Annotated in this window: 13 protein-coding genes; all 13 read right to left on the bottom strand. The window is 64.7% G+C overall.

What is annotated here, in order from left to right:
• The 13 genes from K0S66_RS10365 to K0S66_RS10305 all read right to left on the bottom strand — a co-directional run bounded on the left by K0S66_RS10365 (position 1) and on the right by K0S66_RS10305 (position 16,731).
• Positions 1-1,716: a glycogen debranching enzyme gene (locus tag K0S66_RS10365; RefSeq protein ID WP_301075301.1), complete on the bottom strand. Its 1,716-nt coding sequence runs from the start codon at positions 1,714-1,716 to the stop codon at positions 1-3.
• Positions 1,717-1,742: 26 nt separating this feature from the next.
• Positions 1,743-3,362 carry an alpha-D-glucose phosphate-specific phosphoglucomutase gene (locus K0S66_RS10360; RefSeq protein WP_301075300.1) on the bottom strand — a complete coding sequence of 540 codons (1,620 nt, stop codon included), beginning with the start codon at positions 3,360-3,362 and terminating at the stop codon, positions 1,743-1,745.
• Complete coding sequence (gene glgA / locus K0S66_RS10355) at positions 3,359-4,792, bottom strand: glycogen synthase GlgA (protein WP_301075299.1); 1,434 nt, start codon at positions 4,790-4,792, stop codon at positions 3,359-3,361. Before glgA ends, K0S66_RS10360 begins: the two co-directional genes overlap by 4 nt.
• A gap of 7 nt (positions 4,793-4,799) precedes the next feature.
• Entirely contained in the window at positions 4,800-6,056 is a 1,257-nt protein-coding gene (gene glgC, locus K0S66_RS10350) for a glucose-1-phosphate adenylyltransferase (RefSeq protein WP_301075298.1), read from the bottom strand.
• A gap of 147 nt (positions 6,057-6,203) precedes the next feature.
• A complete protein-coding gene (gene glgB, locus K0S66_RS10345; protein ID WP_301075297.1) occupies positions 6,204-8,357 on the bottom strand; it encodes a 1,4-alpha-glucan branching protein GlgB in 2,154 nt (717 codons plus the stop codon).
• A complete protein-coding gene (locus K0S66_RS10340; protein WP_301075296.1) occupies positions 8,354-10,783 on the bottom strand; it encodes a glycogen/starch/alpha-glucan phosphorylase in 2,430 nt (809 codons plus the stop codon). Before K0S66_RS10340 ends, glgB begins: the two co-directional genes overlap by 4 nt.
• 68 nt (positions 10,784-10,851) lie before the next feature.
• Positions 10,852-11,205 (bottom strand): iron-sulfur cluster assembly accessory protein, encoded by a 354-nt coding sequence (locus K0S66_RS10335; RefSeq protein ID WP_301075295.1) that lies wholly within the window; start codon positions 11,203-11,205, stop codon positions 10,852-10,854.
• Positions 11,205-11,678, bottom strand: a complete 474-nt coding sequence (locus K0S66_RS10330; protein ID WP_301075294.1) for an SUF system Fe-S cluster assembly protein — start codon at positions 11,676-11,678, stop codon at positions 11,205-11,207. The genes K0S66_RS10335 and K0S66_RS10330 overlap by 1 nt, the downstream gene beginning before the upstream one ends.
• A 10-nt stretch (positions 11,679-11,688) precedes the next feature.
• A complete protein-coding gene (locus K0S66_RS10325) occupies positions 11,689-12,912 on the bottom strand; it encodes a cysteine desulfurase (RefSeq protein WP_301075293.1) in 1,224 nt (407 codons plus the stop codon).
• Positions 12,909-13,988 (bottom strand): SufD family Fe-S cluster assembly protein, encoded by a 1,080-nt coding sequence (locus K0S66_RS10320; protein ID WP_301075292.1) that lies wholly within the window; start codon positions 13,986-13,988, stop codon positions 12,909-12,911. The genes K0S66_RS10325 and K0S66_RS10320 overlap by 4 nt, the downstream gene beginning before the upstream one ends.
• Complete coding sequence (gene sufC / locus K0S66_RS10315; RefSeq protein ID WP_301075400.1) at positions 13,985-14,728, bottom strand: Fe-S cluster assembly ATPase SufC; 744 nt, start codon at positions 14,726-14,728, stop codon at positions 13,985-13,987. The genes K0S66_RS10320 and sufC overlap by 4 nt, the downstream gene beginning before the upstream one ends.
• A 70-nt stretch (positions 14,729-14,798) precedes the next feature.
• Positions 14,799-16,262 carry a Fe-S cluster assembly protein SufB gene (gene sufB / locus K0S66_RS10310; RefSeq protein WP_301075291.1) on the bottom strand — a complete coding sequence of 488 codons (1,464 nt, stop codon included), beginning with the start codon at positions 16,260-16,262 and terminating at the stop codon, positions 14,799-14,801.
• Position 16,263: 1 nt separating this feature from the next.
• Positions 16,264-16,731 carry an SUF system Fe-S cluster assembly regulator gene (locus K0S66_RS10305; protein ID WP_301075290.1) on the bottom strand — a complete coding sequence of 156 codons (468 nt, stop codon included), beginning with the start codon at positions 16,729-16,731 and terminating at the stop codon, positions 16,264-16,266.
• Positions 16,732-16,779 lie beyond the last annotated feature (48 nt).

Genomic DNA, 16,779 nt, shown 5'->3' with positions numbered 1-16,779 from the left:
TCAGTCGGTGATATCGACGGTGCGGGCGTCACGGTTGATCCGGACGCCCGCCCCATCCGGCACCTCCATCACGAATCCGGCGGCCTCATGCCAGTCATCCGGCTGCATCGCGCCGCCATCCAGCCGATGCCAGTGAAGATCGTGGCGAATGGCAGGATCGGCGAGTTCCGGATGGCGTCGCCGCCACGCCGATAGCCCGGCGACATAATCCTCCAGATCACGATCGCGCGACGCCCAGTCGAGCCAGGTAACGTCGTTGTGCTGCGCATAGGCGTTGTTGTTGCCGCGCTGGGTGCGGCCGAATTCATCCCCCGCGGTCAGCATGATGGTGGCGCGCGCGGCAAACAGCGTGGCCAGCAGCGCCTTCGCGTCACGCTGGCGCGCTGCGTCGTCGCCGGAGTTCCAGCTCACCTCGTCATGGTGGCCGTCGCGATTGTCCTCTCCATTGGCGTGGTTGCGGCGTTCCTTGAAGGTGACGGCGTCACGCAGCGTGAATCCGTCGTGCGACGCGATGAAGTTGACGCTGCGTGTCATATCGTCGCCGAAGATGTCGGTTGATCCCACCAGCCGCGTAGCGAGCGTCCCGGCCGAGCCGTCTCCGCGCCAGAACCGTCGAACATCATCGCGAAACCGGTCATTCCACTCCAGCCAGTCGCCCGGAAAGCGGCCAAGCTGATAGCCGCCCGGCCCAACGTCCCAAGGCTCGGCGATCATGATCCGATCAGCGAGAACAGGATCGAAAGCAATCGCCGCAAAGATCGGCGCGCCGGGATCGAAGCCCGGTGAACGCGCAATCACGGGCGCCAGATCAAAACGGAATCCGTCGACCCCGGCCTGCGTGACAAAGTGGCGCAGCGCGTCCAGCGTCAGATCGCGGACGGGTGGATAGCCAAAATCAAGCGTGTTCCCGGTGCCCGCGTCGTTGATCAGCGTGCCGTCGGGCGCCCGGGCGTAACAACGATCGTCGAGCCCGCGAAATGACAGTGTCGGCCCGTGCAGATCGCTTTCGCCGGTGTGGTTGAAAACGAGATCGAGGATCGTGCCGATCCCGTGCGCGCGCAGCGCGTTCACCGTCGCGCGAAGCTCCTCCATGCCACCCGGGCATAGCCGCGGGTCGAGCGCCATCGGTACTACAGGGTTGTATCCCCAGGCATTCCCCAAGCCTAGGGGTGGCAAATGCCGCTCATCGATCCAGGCGACGATCGGCATCAGCTCGACCGCTCCCACGCCCAGCTTCGTCAGGTGCGCCAGGATCGAAGGATGCGCCAGCGCCGCGACCGTGCCGCGCTGCGTGGCCGGAACGTCGGGGTGCAGCATGGTAAAGCCGCGCACGTTGATCTCGTAGATCAACTGTCCGGCGCGGAACACCAGTGGCCGGTGGGCAAGCGGCGGGAGCGGCAGAGTGACCAGAGCCTTGGGCACGAGTGCCGCGGTATCCTCACCGCGCGTGCCGAGCCGTGGATCATAGGCGAACGGCCGATCAAGCTCTGCAGCCCGCGGGTCGACCAGCAGTTTCGACCGGTCGAACGGCGCCCCGCCGTCTGCCCGAAAGCCGTAGCGTGTGCCGACGGGCACCGGCAGCTCCACGACCCAGTCGTCGCCTTCCTGCTGCATGAGGTGACGGTTCTCGCGATCGTCTTCGTCGAACACGCAGAGCCAGACGGCCGCCGCGTCGGGTGATCGTACACGAAACCAATGATCCGGCGCCTCGCGCATCGGCGACGATCAGCCCCCCGGCCGCATCACGTCACAACGTCGGGATGCGACCGTCCGGTGTGACTAGCGATGCCGGCAATATCATCGGCAGCACGGGCGATGTCGGCCAGCATCTCGCCGGTATCGCAATCCAGCTTGCCGCCGACAGGTTCATAGCGCTCCAGATAGACGCGAAGCGTGGCGCCGCTCGTGCCTGTGCCTGACAGGCGGAACACCACGCGGCTGCCGCCCTCGAACAGGATTCGCAGACCCTGCTGACGACTGATCGAGCCATCGGTCGGATCCTCATAGGCGAACTCGTCGGCCGCCTCGATGCGCATGCCGCCAACCTGCTGCCCGGGCAGATCGCTGAGCTTCCCGCGCAGCTCGTCCATCAGGGCCGCCGCCGCATCGCTGTCGACGCCTTCATAATCGTGCCGAGCATAATAATTGCGGCCGAAGCGCGCCCAATGGTCCTGTGCGATCTGCTTCACCGACTTACCGGTCGCCGCCAGGATGTTGAGCCACAGCAGTACCGCCCACAGCCCGTCCTTTTCGCGCACGTGATCGGATCCGGTGCCCGCGCTTTCCTCGCCGCAGATTGTCACCATCCCGGCATCGAGCAAATTGCCGAAGAACTTCCACCCCGTTGGTGTTTCATAGACCGGGATGTTCAGCGCGGCGGCGACACGGTCGGCGGCTGCGCTGGTGGGCATCGAGCGGGCGATCCCCTTCAGCCCTTCGGCATAGGCCGGGGCCAGATGCGCATTGGCGGCCAGCATCGCCAGGCTGTCGGACGGCGTGATGAAGATGTCGCGGCCGATGATCAGGTTGCGGTCGCCGTCGCCATCGGACGCGGCGCCGAAATCGGGCGCGTCGGCGCTCATCATCAGGTCGTACAGCGCTCGGGCGTGCACCAGATTGGGATCCGGGTGATGGCCACCGAAATCCTCCAGCGGCGTGCCATTGCGCACGGTCCCTTCTTCAAACCCTAGTCGCCGTTCGAGGATCTCCTTCGCATAGGGACCGGTCACGGCACTCATCGCGTCGAACGCCATCGTGAGCTCCGCGCCGCGAATGGCGGTGAAATCAAACAGCGACTGCATCAGATCGGCATAAGCCTCAACCGGATCGACGACTTCCACCGTCATTCCAGCGACGTCCTGCTCGCCCAGCGTGTCGATGGCCAGATCGGGAGCCTCCACGATCCGATACGCCTCGATCGTGCGTGTACGCTCCAGGATGGCGTCGGTCACCTTTTCCGGCGCCGGGCCGCCGTTTGCGACATTGTATTTGATCCCGAAATCCTCGTCGGGGCCACCGGGATTGTGGCTGGCCGACAGGATCAACCCGCCGATCGCCTGCCGGCTGCGGATCAGGTGCGATGCCGCCGGGGTCGACAGGATACCGCCCTGCCCGACGATCACCCGCGCAAAGCCGTTGGCAGCCGCCATCCGGATTGCCTTGCCGATCACTTCGCGATTCAGATAGCGACCGTCACCGCCAATGATCAGCGTCGCCCCCTCGCGCCCCTCCACCACGTCGAACACCGACTGGATGAAGTTCTCGGCATAATGCGGCTGCTGGAATACCTTCACCTTCTTGCGCAGGCCCGAAGTGCCGGGCTTCTGATCGCCGTAAGGCGTGGTGGCCACCGTCTGGATCATGCGTTCACTAGGCTCCGGTAAAGCGCCGCATAGGCCGCGCCGCTGGTCTTCCACGAAAAGTCGGCGGCCATCCCGCGCTGCTGCATCCGTCGCCAGCGCGCCGGCTGCGCATACAATGATACCGCCTTGCGTAGCGCGTAGGTCAGGCCCTCATGCGAGACATCGTCGAACTGAATGCCCGTCGCCACCCCGGCGGCCAGCGCGGCGGGGTTGGCATCGATGACGGTATCGGCCAGCCCGCCGACGCGCGCCACGATCGGCACGCAGCCATAGGCCAGCCCATAAAGCTGCGTCAGGCCACACGGCTCGAACCGCGAGGGGATGACAATCGCATCGGCGCCGCCCTGCAACAGATGCGACAGTGCCTCGTCATAGCCGATGCGCACGCCAATCCGTCCCGGGTGGCGGGACGCGGCCAGCAAAAACGCCTGCTCCAGCCCCTCGTCGCCCGATCCGAGCAACGCCAGCCGCCCGCCCATGTCGACCAGCGCGTCGAGTGCACCGGCCAGGACGTCCATCCCCTTTTGCCAGGTCAGCCGGGTGACCACGGTGAACAGCGGCCCCTCATCCTCGTCCAGCGAGAACAGCCGTTCGATCGCGCGCTTGTTCTGCGCCCGCCGCGCAAGGTCCGCCTCGTCATAACGCGCGCTGAGCGACGCGTCGGTGCGCGGGTTCCATACGGCCGGGTCAATGCCGTTGACGATGCCGGTCAACTGCGCGGCTCGTCCGGCGATCAGCCCCTCCAAGCCCATGCCGAATTCCGGCCGCAAGATTTCGCGGGCATAGGTCGGGCTGACCGTGGTGATCGCGGTCGCTGCCGCCAGGCCGGCCTTCAGGAAGCCGACCCCGCCATAATATTCCACCCCGTCGATCGACCACGCCTCCGGCGGCAGCTGAAGCCGCGCGAACACCTCGGCGCCGAACTGTCCCTGAAAAGCGATGTTGTGGACGGTCAGCACCGATTTTACCGGTGCGCCGGCATAGCGCAAATAGACCGGCGCCATCGCACCCTGCCAGTCGTGCGCATGCAGCAGATCGAACCGCGTCCCTTTCACCGCGCCGCTGGCAATCTGCGCCGCGGCCTGTCCGAAGGCGGCAAACCGCTGCCAATTATCGGGCCATTCGGCACCCGCAGCCGCGGCGTACAATCCGCCCTCACGCGCGAACAATCCGGGCGCCTCCAGCACCAGCAGCGGGCGGCCGGCGATCTCACCGCGCAGCAGCCGCGCCTCTCCGCCGCCCATCAGATCCCGCCAGCGATGAACGGGCTTGCCCGACACCGCCTTCATGACAGCCGGATAACCGGGGAGAAGCGTGGTAACCTGAACGCCCTGCTCGCTCAGCGCGGCAGGCAGCGCCCCGACCACGTCGGCAAGCCCGCCCGTCTTGACCAGCGGATAGGCTTCGGAAGCAACAGAAAGTACCTTCACAATCGGCTCACAACCGGTCGATCATCGGCTTCGTGATCAGGCACACGCCGCTTTCGGTGCGGCGAAACCGCTTGGCATCAAGCAACGGATCATCACCGACCACCAGCCCATCAGGGATCTCCACCCCGCGATCGATCACTACCTTACGCAGCCGCGCGCCGCGGCCGATCTTCACGAAGGGGAGAACCACCGCCTCGTCCAGCATCGCAAAGCTGTGCGTGCGCGTGCCGGTCGACAGCAGCGAGCGGTAAATGGACGATCCCGACACGATGCAGTCCCCCGACACGAGGCTCGCCACCGCGGAGCCGCGGCGACCATCGATGTCATGGACGAACTTCGCCGGCGGCGTCAGTTCCGAATAGGTCGAGATCGGCCAGGTGCGATCATAAAGGTCCAGCGCAGGCACCACATCGGTAAGGTCGATGTTCGCTTCCCAATAGGCATCCACCGTGCCCACGTCGCGCCAATAAGCAGACGCCTCGTTCGACGATCGAACGCAGGAATCGGTGAACTGGTGCGCCACCGCCTTGCCGTTCTTGACGAGCCAGGGAACGATGTCCCGCCCGAAATCGCGGTTCGAATCAGGCGTGGCGGCGTCGCGACGCAACTGATCGATCAGCAGCGCGGTGCGAAAGACATAGATACCCATCGAGGCCAGCGCGACATCCGGCCGGCCCGGCATTGCGGGGGGATCGGCCGGCTTCTCCACGAAATCGAGAATTCGGCCACTCTCGTCCACATGCATCACGCCAAAGCCGACAGCCTCCATGCGCGGCACTTCCAGGCAGGCGACCGTCACGTCCGCGCCGGAATCGCAATGCTGCTGGAGCATCAGCTCGTAATCCATCTTGTAGATGTGATCACCAGCCAGGATCACCATATATTCGGGATCGTAGCTTTCGATGATGTCGATGTTCTGGAACACCGCATCGGCGGTGCCCTCATACCATTGGAATTCGCTGATCCGCTGCGACGCGGGCAGGATGTCAAAGCTTTCGTTGCGTTCGGGCCGCAGGAAGTTCCAGCCGCGCTGAAGATGCCGGATCAGCGAGTGCGCCTTATACTGGGTCGCCACGCCGATCCGCCGGATGCCGGAATTGATCGCGTTCGACAGCGCAAAGTCGATGATCCTGCTCTTGCCGCCGAAATAGACCGCCGGCTTCGCGCGCGTGTCGGTCATTTCGTGCAGGCGGCTCCCGCGTCCGCCGGCAAGCACATAAGCCATCGCGTCGCGGGCCAGCGGCTGTCCTCTTCTATGGTCCATCGTGCCTTCCTTGCGCCACCCGGCGGGGAGTATGTCGGGAGGGCCTGTCTCCCCCTTGTCATCGTGCCAGGAGAACAGGCCCTCCCCTGGGTCTCTCGAAGGCCGGGGAAGGACGCCCCCGCACCGCCTCCACGCGAGAGAGAAACGCTATCCTTCGAACTCGAGCATGATCGTCGCCAGCGGGGGCAGCGTCACCATCGCCGCGCCATTGCGCGCCTCCACGCCGCCCATGTTGCCGAGCCCTGATCCCCAGTAGAAACTGGAATCGGAATTCAGGATCTCACGCCAGCGGCCGTCATGCGGCAGCGGAATACGGTAGGGCGCACGCGCCACCGGCGTCATGTTGCAGATCACCGCGATCGGCGCAGCGCCAGGTGCCGTACGCAGCCACACGAACACTGAATTGGCCGCGTCATCGGCGACCAGCCACTGGAATCCTTCGGGCTCGCAATCGCGCGCATGAAGCGCCGGCTTCTCGCGATACACACGGTTCAGGTCGCGGATCAGCTTGCGCATGCCCTCATGCGCCGTCGAGTGCAGCAGATCCCAATCGAGCGCGCGTTCTTCGCTCCATTCCCGGCGCTGGGCGAACTCCTGCCCCATGAACAGCAGTTTCTTGCCGGGGTAACCCCACATCATCGCATACATCGCGCGCAGGTTGGCGAACTGCTGCCAGTCATCGCCGCTCATCTTCGCCAGCAGCGATCCCTTGCCGTGCACAACCTCGTCATGGCTGAGCGCGAGGACGTAATTCTCGCTGAAGGCATAGACGAGGCCGAAGGTGATGTCGTGGTGGTGGTGCTGCCGGTGGATCGCCTCGCGCGCCATGTACTTCAGCGTATCGTGCATGAAGCCCATGTTCCATTTGAAGCCGAAGCCCAGTCCGCCGTCATGCGCCGGATGTGTCACGCCCGGCCAGGCAGTCGATTCCTCCGCCACCGTGAAGATGCCGGGGTGTGCGCCATAGACAGCGCGGTTCATCGATTGAAGGAAGGACGCCGCCTCCCAATTCTCGCGCCCGCCCTCGGTATTGGGGATCCATTCGCCCGCCTTCCGGCTGTAATCGCGATACAGCATGGAGGCGACGGCATCCACGCGCAGACCGTCGACGTGAAACCGCTCGGCCCAGAACAGAGCATTATTGACCAGGAAAGCGGACACTTCCCGCCGCCCGAAATTGTAGATCGCGGTGTTCCAGTCGGGATGGTAGCCGAGCCGCGGGTCCTCATGCTCGTACAGAGCCGTGCCGTCGAAGCGGGCCAAGCCATGCGCATCAGTTGGGAAATGCGCCGGTACCCAATCCAGCAGGACGCCCAGCCCAGCGCGGTGCGCCCCGTCGACGAAGCGGGCAAAACCCTCCACATCGCCAAACCGGGCAGAGGGCGCGTACAGGCCGGTGGTCTGATATCCCCATGACGGATCATAGGGATGTTCTGAAATCGGCATGAACTCGATGTGGGTGAACCCCATGTCGACGACATAGGGGATCAGCCGTTCGGCCAGCGCATCCCAGGTCAGGAACCAGCCATCTTCATCGCGGTCCCAAGAACCGGCATGAACCTCGTAGATGCTGATCGGCACGTGGCGCGGGTCGACCGACGCCCAATGCGCCACATGGTCCGCATCGCCCCACTCATGGGCCAGCGGCGCGGCGGTGATCGAGGCGGTGCTGGGCCGCAGCTCGGTGCGAAAGGCGTAAGGGTCGGCCTTCAGCGGCTGCAACTGCCCGGTCGGCCCAACGATCTCGAACTTGTAGTGCCGCCCTTCGCCGATGTCCGGGATGAAGATCTCCCACACGCCCACGTCCGCCCGGCGGCGCATCACATGGCGCTTGCCATCCCAGTCGTTGAAGTCGCCGACCACCGACACGCGTTGGGCATTCGGAGCCCACACGGCGAAATGAACACCCGAGGCGCCTTCGTGCTCAATCAGGTGCGCGCCCATCTTGTCGTGCAGGCGAAAGTGGGTTCCCTGCGCGATCAGCAGGTCGTCGACCGGGCCAAGCACCGGGCCAAATGTGTACGGATCGGTGACCCACCACTCCGCGCCGCCGCCCTGCGCATGGTAACGCAGGGGCTGCGGATCGCCGGCGATCACGCCTTCAAACAGGCCCTGATCGTCAACCCGGATCAGTTCGCCGAGGCTCTCGCCCGCCAGCGTCGTCGCCTCGGCATGCTCGGCACCGGGAATGAGCGCGCGGGCAAAGGTACCCGTCGGGCCGGGATATACGCCCAATAGCGAGAACGGGTCGTCATGACGCCCAGCGAGCAAGGCAGCGATTGCGCTGGGCGGCGGCTTCACATCACGTTCCAGATATCGCGCGCATATTCGCCGATCGTCCGATCCGACGAAAACCAGCCAACATTCGCGACATTGTGGATCGCGGACGCTTGCCAGCCCGCCCGGTCCGACCAGCGTGCGTCCACCTCACGCTGCGCCGACGAATATGCCTCGAAATCGGCCGCAACCATGAACCAGTCATGGTCGTACAGGCCGTTCATCAGGTCCTTGTAGCGGTCGGGGTCATCGGGCGAGAACACGCCCGACGCGATCGCGTTGATCGCCTGCGACAATTCCCGGCTGTTCTCGATGATCGCGCGGGGCGCGTAGCCGCCACTGCGCGTCTCGGCCACTTCGCCGGCGGTCATGCCGAAAATGACGATGTGATCGTCGCCGACGCGATCCTTGATCTCGATATTGGCACCGTCCAGCGTGCCGATCGTGAGCGCGCCGTTCAGCGCGAATTTCATGTTCCCGGTACCCGACGCCTCCATCCCCGCGGTGGAGATCTGCTCGGACAGGTCCGCCGCGGGAATGATCCGCTCGGCCAGGCTGACGTTGTAATTGGGAATGAACGATACTTTCAGCAGGCCACCGACCGAGGGGTCGCTGTTGATCCGCTTCGCCACGTCATTCGCAAGTTTGATGATGAGCTTGGCGTTATGATAGCTGGACGCCGCCTTGCCCCCGAACAGCTTGACCCGCGGCACCCAGTCGCGCTCCGGATGGCTGCGGATCTGGTCGTACAGCGCCACCGTCTCGATGATGTTCAGCAGCTGGCGCTTATATTCGTGAATCCGCTTGATCTGGACGTCGAACATCGCGTCGGGATCAAGCCGCAGCCCCTGATGCTCCCGGAGATAGTTCGACAGGTCCACCTTGTTGGAACGCTTCACCTCTCCAAAACGCTCCCGAAACGAGGGGTCGTTTGCAAAAGATTCTAACGACTTGAGCCGCTCCGCGTCGTCGCAGAACTCGGGGCCGATCGCATCTCGGATCAGCGCGGTCAGCCGCGGGTTGCATTCCATCAGCCAGCGCCGCGGCGTGATGCCGTTGGTCTTGTTGTTGATCCGCTCAGGATACAGGCGGTGCAGGTCAGCAAACACCGTCTGCTTCATCAACTCCGTGTGAAGCGCGGCGACTCCGTTGACGCTGTGGCTGCCGACAAAGGCGAGATTGGCCATGCGGATCCGCCGCTCGCCATTCTCATCGATCAGGCTGATGGAGGCAATGGCATGGCTGTCCGCGCCGGTCGTGCGCGCTGCCTCGCGCAGAACCTGTGCGTTGATCGCATAGACGATCTGCATGTGGCGCGGCAGCAGGCGTTCGAACAGCGGCAACGGCCAGCTCTCCAGCGCCTCGGGCAATAGCGTGTGGTTGGTATAGCCAAAGGTCCGCCGCGTGATGTCCCACGCTTCAACGAAGTCGAGGCCATGGTGATCGATCAGCAGCCGCATCAGCTCGGCGACCGAGATTGCCGGATGCGTGTCGTTCAGCTGGATCGCAGCCTTGTCGGGCAAGGTGCGGATATCGCCAAAATACTGGGTATGCCGCCGCACCACATCCTGGATCGACGCGGAGGAGAAGAAATATTCCTGCCGCAGCCTTAGCTCCTGGCCGGCCGGGCTTGCATCGGACGGATAGAGGACGCGCACCAGCGCTTCGGCCCGGACCTGCCCCGAAAGCGCGCCGATGTGATCGCCCGCGTTGAAGGCATCGAGATGGATCGGGTCGAACGCGCGCGCGCTCCAAAGCCGAAGCGTGTTGACCCGCTTCCCGCGCCAACCGACCACCGGCGTGTCATAAGCGACCGCCTCGACCGCCTCCGCCGGCTTCCAATGCACATGACCGGACTCGTTGCTGGTCACTTCGCCACCGAAGCCGATGAAATAGGCGCTCTCGCGGCGCTCGAATTCCCAGGGGTTGCCATGGGCGAGCCACGTTTCCGGCAATTCCACCTGCCAGCCATCGTCGATGCGCTGGCGGAACATGCCGTTCATATAGCGGATGCCATAACCATAGGCCGGCAGCTCCAGCGTCGCCATGCTTTCCATGAAACAGGCCGCCAAGCGCCCCAGCCCGCCATTGCCGAGCGCTGCGTCTGGCTCGATCTCCTCGATCTCTGCCAGATCGACACCCAGCGACGCGAGCGCCGCGCCAACCTCGGCATTGCGGCCCAGGTTGGACAGCGCGTCCCTCAGCAGACGGCCGATCAGGAACTCAAGACTGAGATAATAGACCCGCTTCGCACCCGCGGCGTGCGCCGCGCGGGTCGATTCCATCCACTTGTCGATGATTTCGTCGCGCAGCGTCAGGATCGTCGCGGCAAGCCAGTCATGCTGGCGCGCGGCGCGTTCGTCCTTGCCGATGCGGTGGATGAGGGTGTCGACGATACGGTTCGCCAGCGGCGAACGGTCAACGGCGGGCGAAGGATCGGCGTCGGTCATCGACCCGTGAGCTTAACGCCAGTGGCGCCAGAGTCACGCAGCGATGCTGCACCGCAGCTTGCTTCAAATCAGACGGTGAAGCTCTCGCCGCACCCGCACGCGCCCTTGGCGTTGGGATTGTTGAACACGAAGCCGGCGGTGAAATCGTCCTCCACCCAGTCCATCGTCGATCCGATCAGATACAGGATCGACCCGCCGTCGACGAACAGCGTGCCACCCGGCGTCTCGATCTTCTCGTCGAACGGCTTTGCTTCGGTCACATAATCAACCGAATAGGCCAGACCCGAACAGCCGCGGCGCGGCGTCGACAGCTTGACGCCGATCGCGTCCGCCGGTGCCCTAGCCATCAGCGAGGAGACCCGCGCCTTGGCCGTGTCGGTCAGGATCAGCGCCGCCGGGCGCTCCCGAACAGTCGTCGTCATCACAACATCCCCAGTTCCAGCCGGGCCTCGTCCGACATCTTTGCAGGATCCCATGGCGGATCCCAGACAAGGTTCACGTCCGCAATCGCGATCCCCGGCACGGAGCTGACGCGTAGCTCGACCTCTGCGGGCATCGATTCGGCCACCGGGCAATGCGGCGTCGTCAGCGTCATGGTGACGGCCGCATGACCATCATCAGTGACCTCGACATTGTAGATCAGGCCCAACTCATAGATGTTCACCGGAATCTCGGGATCGTAGATCTCCTTCAACGCATCGACGACCGCCTCGTACAGCGCGCCGCCCGGCTGGTTCGGCGCTTCGCCCTGCGGCTTCTGCGCCAGAAATCCATCGAGATAGTCGCGCTTGCGGGCGGAGGTTTCGGCCGGCGTTTCCACCGCGTCCTCGACGCGCGCGCGCGGCGCCTTCGTCTCGGCGTCCACTTCCTCAACCCGGATCGGTTCGCTGCTCATCCGAAGATCCTTACCCAAAAATCCGACCCACTCGTTCAATGCCCCTGGCCAGCGCCTCGACGTCAGCTGGCCCGTTATAGACGCCGAAGCTGGCGCGCGCGGTCGCCTCGACCCCCAGCGTTTCCATCAGCGGCTGTGCGCAGTGATGGCCGGCGCGGATTGCGACCTTCGCCTCGTCCAAGATGGTGCCGATGTCATGCGGATGCACCCCTTGAATCACGAAGGACACGATACCCGCGCTGTCCTCCGGCCCGAAAAGGCGCACGGAGTTGATCGCCGACAGCGCCGCGCGCGTCTCGCGAACCAGCGCCGTCTCATGCGCATGAATGCGCTCCAGCCCGATCCCCTCGACATAATCGATCGCGGCATGAAGCCCGAGCACGCCGACGATATGCGGCGTCCCCGCCTCGAACCGCGTTGGAGCCGGCGCGTAGGTCGTCTTGGCAAAGGTAACCCGGTCGATCATCGATCCGCCGCCCTGGTAAGGCGGCATCGCGTCCAACAGCTCCGCCCTCCCCCACAGCACGCCAAGGCCGGTCGGGCCATAGAGCTTATGCGCGGAGAAAACGTAGAAGTCGCAATCGAGGTCAACGACATCGACTGGCAGCCGCGGCACGGCCTGGCACCCGTCGATCAGGATCTTCGCGCCGACACCATGCGCCAGCGCCGCTGCGCGCTTCGCGTCGAGCACCGAACCCAGCACATTGGAGACATGACCAAGCGCGACCAATTTGTGGGCTGGCGTCAGCATCGCCGCCATCGCATCCAGATCGATGCGGTGATCCTCGGTCAGCGGCACAACGTCGATCGCGGCACCGACACGCTCGGCAACCATCTGCCAGGGCACGATGTTCGAATGATGCTCCAGCGCTGACAGCAGGATGCGATCGCCCGCCTTCAGCTGCGTCCCCGCCCAGCATTGGGCGACAAGGTTGATTGCTTCGGTCGCGCCGCGAACGAAGACAATCTCCTCCTCTTGCCCACCGATGAAGCCCGCAACCCGTCGCCGCGCAGCCTCATAAGCCAGCGTCATGTCGGCGGAGCGCTGATATACGCCGCGATGAACGGTTGCATAGGTCGTGTCATAACCGCGGGTGATCGCGTCGATCACCGGGCGCGGCTTCTGCGCCGTCGCCGCCGTATCGAGATACGCCCACCCCGCCGGGATCGCCGGAAAGTCGGCCAGCACGTCGAGCGGACGGGCAGCGGTCAGGGTCGCATCCGCCTGCGTCATTGCAGCGCCGCCTCCAGCCACGCGTCGGCATCTGCCTCGAACGCCGCGCGCACCGTCTCATCCCCGATCCGCTCCAGCGCATCAGCGACGAACGCACGGGTCAGGATCGCCTCGGCCCGCACTGGCGAAATGCCGCGGCTCTGCATGTAGAACATCGCGCGCTGATCGAGCTCGCCGACGGTCGCGCCATGCGCGCACTTCACGTCGTCGGCGAAGATCTCGAGTTCGGGCTTCAAATTCACGGTCGCAGTGCGATCGAGCAGCAGGCCGCGCAGGCTCTGCTCGCCGTCGGTCTTCTGCGCATGACGCGCCACCTCGACCGCAGCGGCCAGGCTGACCTGCGAACGATCCGCCGCCACCGCGCGCCACACCTGGCGCGACGAGCCGTTCGGATGCGCATGGTTCACGCGAGCCGCACATTCCTGCTTCTGGTCGGCAGACGTCAGCAGTGCGCCGCCATATTCAGCAAAGGCACCATCGCCCATCATGGTCAGCTGCGCGTCGATCCGACTGCCCTGTCCGCCAGCGCCAAGGAACACGGAGACGAGGCTCGCCGCCTCACCGATCTCCGCTGCCTCGCGCAGCGAAACGAAGCCCGCCGGCTGGAGCAGCCGCACCGACCGCATCAGCCGAGCGCCCTTGCCCAACCGGGTGCGCGTGAAGCGGTTCTGCCAGCCGGCGCCGACGAACGTCTCCACCACCGTGGCGGCGGCATCGTCGGCGAGGATAATCTCGGACGGCACATGGTTCTGCTGCCCGGTCGCGACATGGACGATCTGAACCGGATCGGCGGCTGCCTGCGCATCAAGGCGAAGCGACCAGCCGGTGCCCCCAGCGCGGCGTCCCAGCGGGTGCTGGTCTGCGCCAAGCGCGCCGATCGTCACCCGGTGAAGGTCGCTGCGGCCCTCATCGAGGACGCCGTCAACGAACAGCAGCTTCGCACCCGGCAGGTCGAGGAAATCGGCCTCTGGCGCCGCGATCGGGGCAAGCGCCGCCGCCGCCGCCAGCCCGCCGAGGTCGGCCCAGCGCCAGGCCTCTTCACGGCTGGAGGGCAGATCAAGCACGGCGTCGCTCACGCCGCAACCTCCGTATAGCCCTCACGCTCGAGCTGATGCGCGAGCTCCGCGCCGCCCGAACGGGTGATGCGACCATCGGCGAGGACATGGACGAAGTCCGGCTTCACGTAATCCAGCAGGCGCTGATAGTGGGTGATCAGCAGTACGGCCTTCTCCGGCTTGCGCATGATGCGGTTGATGCCGTCGCCAACAATGCGCAACGCGTCGATATCGAGCCCGCTGTCCGTCTCGTCGAGGATCGCGAACTTGGGATCGATGATGCCCATCTGCACCATCTCGTTGCGCTTCTTCTCGCCGCCAGAGAAACCGACGTTGACCGGGCGCTTCAGCATCTCGGCGTCCATGTCGAGCTTCCGCGCTTCCTCGCGCGCCAGCTTCAGGAACTCGCCGCCCGACAGCGGCTTCTCGCCGCGGCCGGCGCGCTGGGCATTCAGGCTCTCGCGGAGGAACTGGACGTTCGATACGCCGGGGATCTCGACCGGGTACTGGAAGCCCAGGAACACGCCGGCTGCGGCGCGCTCATGCGGTTCCAGTTCCAGCAAGTCCTGCCCATCGAACGTGATGCTGCCTTCGGTCACTTCGTAACCGGGGCGACCGCCCAGAACATAACCGAGCGTCGACTTACCGGCGCCGTTCGGCCCCATGATCGCGTGGATCTCGCCCGCATTCACGGTGAGGCTCAGGCCCTTGAGGATCGGCTTGCCGTCGATTTCGGCGTGGAGGTTTTCGATTTTAAGCATGGTCATTCCGGAACAGAACTGGTTGCGGTCGGAGCGGCCGACCCGAAAAGGTGGGTGACGGAAACGCGGCTCATCCGACGGAGCCCTCAAGGCTGATGCCAAGCAGCTTTTGCGCCTCGACGGCGAACTCCATCGGCAATTGCTGAAGCACTTCGCGGGCGAAGCCGTTGACGATCAGCGCCACGGCGGCTTCCTGGTCGAGGCCGCGGCTCATGGCGTAGAACAATTGGTCCTCGCTGATCTTCGACGTGGTCGCCTCATGCTCGATCTGCGCACTCGGGTTGCGCACCTCGATATACGGCACGGTGTGCGCGCCGCACTGATCGCCCAGCAGCAGGCTATCGCACTGGGTGAAGTTGCGCACGCCCTCCGCGGTCGGCGCGACACGCACCAGCCCTCGGTATGTATTGTCCGAACGCCCAGCGCTGATCCCCTTCGACACGATGGTCGAACGGGTGTTCTTGCCGAGGTGGATCATCTTGGTGCCGGTATCCGCCTGCTGGCGGTTGTTGGTCACCGCGACCGAGTAGAACTCGCCGACGCTGCCGTCGCCCAGCAGCACGCAGGACGGATATTTCCACGTCACCGCGCTGCCGGTCTCCACCTGAGTCCAGCTGACCTTGCTGTTCTTGCCCTGGCAGAGCGCGCGCTTGGTGACGAAATTGTAGATGCCTCCAACGCCATTCTCGTCGCCGGGATACCAGTTCTGGACGGTCGAGTATTTGATCTCCGCGTCGTCCAGCGCGACCAGCTCGACCACCGCGGCGTGGAGCTGGTTCTCGTCGCGCATCGGGGCGGTGCAGCCCTCGAGGTACGAGACGTAGGCGCCCTTATCCGCGACGATCAGCGTGCGCTCGAACTGGCCGGTATTCTCCGCATTGATGCGGAAATAGGTGCTGAGCTCCATCGGGCAGCGCACGCCCTCCGGAATGTACACGAACGTCCCGTCCGAGAAGACGGCGCTGTTGAGCGTCGCGAAGTAATTGTCATGCTGCGGCACGACCTTGCCGAGCCACTTTTTCACCAGATCCGGATATTCGCGGATCGCCTCGCTTATCGACAGGAAGATGACGCCGGCGGCCTTCAGCTCCTCACGGAACGTGGTCGCCACGGAAACGCTGTCGAAAACCGCGTCGACCGCGACCTTGCGCGCGCCCTCGACCCCGGCGAGCACTTCCTGCTCGGCGATCGGGATGCCCAGCTTCTCATAGGTGCGGCGGATTTCCGGATCGAGCTCGTCGAGCGACGCGATCGTCTTCTTCTGCTTCGGCTCCGCGTAGTAGTACGCGTCCTGATAGTCGATCGGCGGGATGCTGAGCTTCGCCCAGTCCGGCGATTCCATCGTCAGCCACTTGCGGAACGCCTTCAGCCGCCAGTCGAGCATCCACTCGGGCTCGCCCTTCTTGGCGGAAATGTAGCGAACGGTATCCTCGTTCAGCCCCTTGGGCGCGAAGTCCTGCTCCACCTCCGTGGCGAAGCCCCATTCGTACTTCTTGGATACCGCGGCGATCGCCTCGGCGTTCTTGGTGGCCATATCAGGCGTCCACTTTCATGTCGGTCATTGCGCGTCCCTCGGCAGCGCCGGGGACGATCGGATTAGTGCCGGCGAGTTGAGTCAGCGTGATACCGGCGAGCGCGCCGCGCACCGCATTGTTCACGACCGACCAATGCGGCTTCACGCGGCAACTGCCGTCCAGCGCGCAATCATGCTGCGCGGTGTCGACGCAAGTGGTGAGCGCGATCGGCCCCTCCACTGCCTCGATGATGTCCGCCAGCGTGATCGTTGCCGGCGGGCGCGACAGGCGGAACCCGCCACCGGTGCCGCGCGTGCTTTCGATCAGGCCCGCAGAGGACAGCCGGCTGACCAGCTTCTGCGCAGTGGGAAGCGGCACGCCGGTTTCCTGCGCCAGGCTTGTCGCATTGACCCGAGCCAGCCCGCCGCAATGGCGTGCCGCTGCCGTCATTATAACGACAGCATAATCGGCAAGGCTGGACAGGCGCATATTGCGAGCGGTTCTCAATCGGACTAAATCGTTCTGATTGGCAAATGG

The organism is Sphingomonas sp., assembly GCF_029239295.1.
Taxonomy (GTDB): domain Bacteria; phylum Pseudomonadota; class Alphaproteobacteria; order Sphingomonadales; family Sphingomonadaceae; genus Sphingomonas.
The sequence above is the reverse complement of the archived record's forward strand: the minus strand, read 5'-3'. Positions and strand labels throughout refer to the sequence as shown.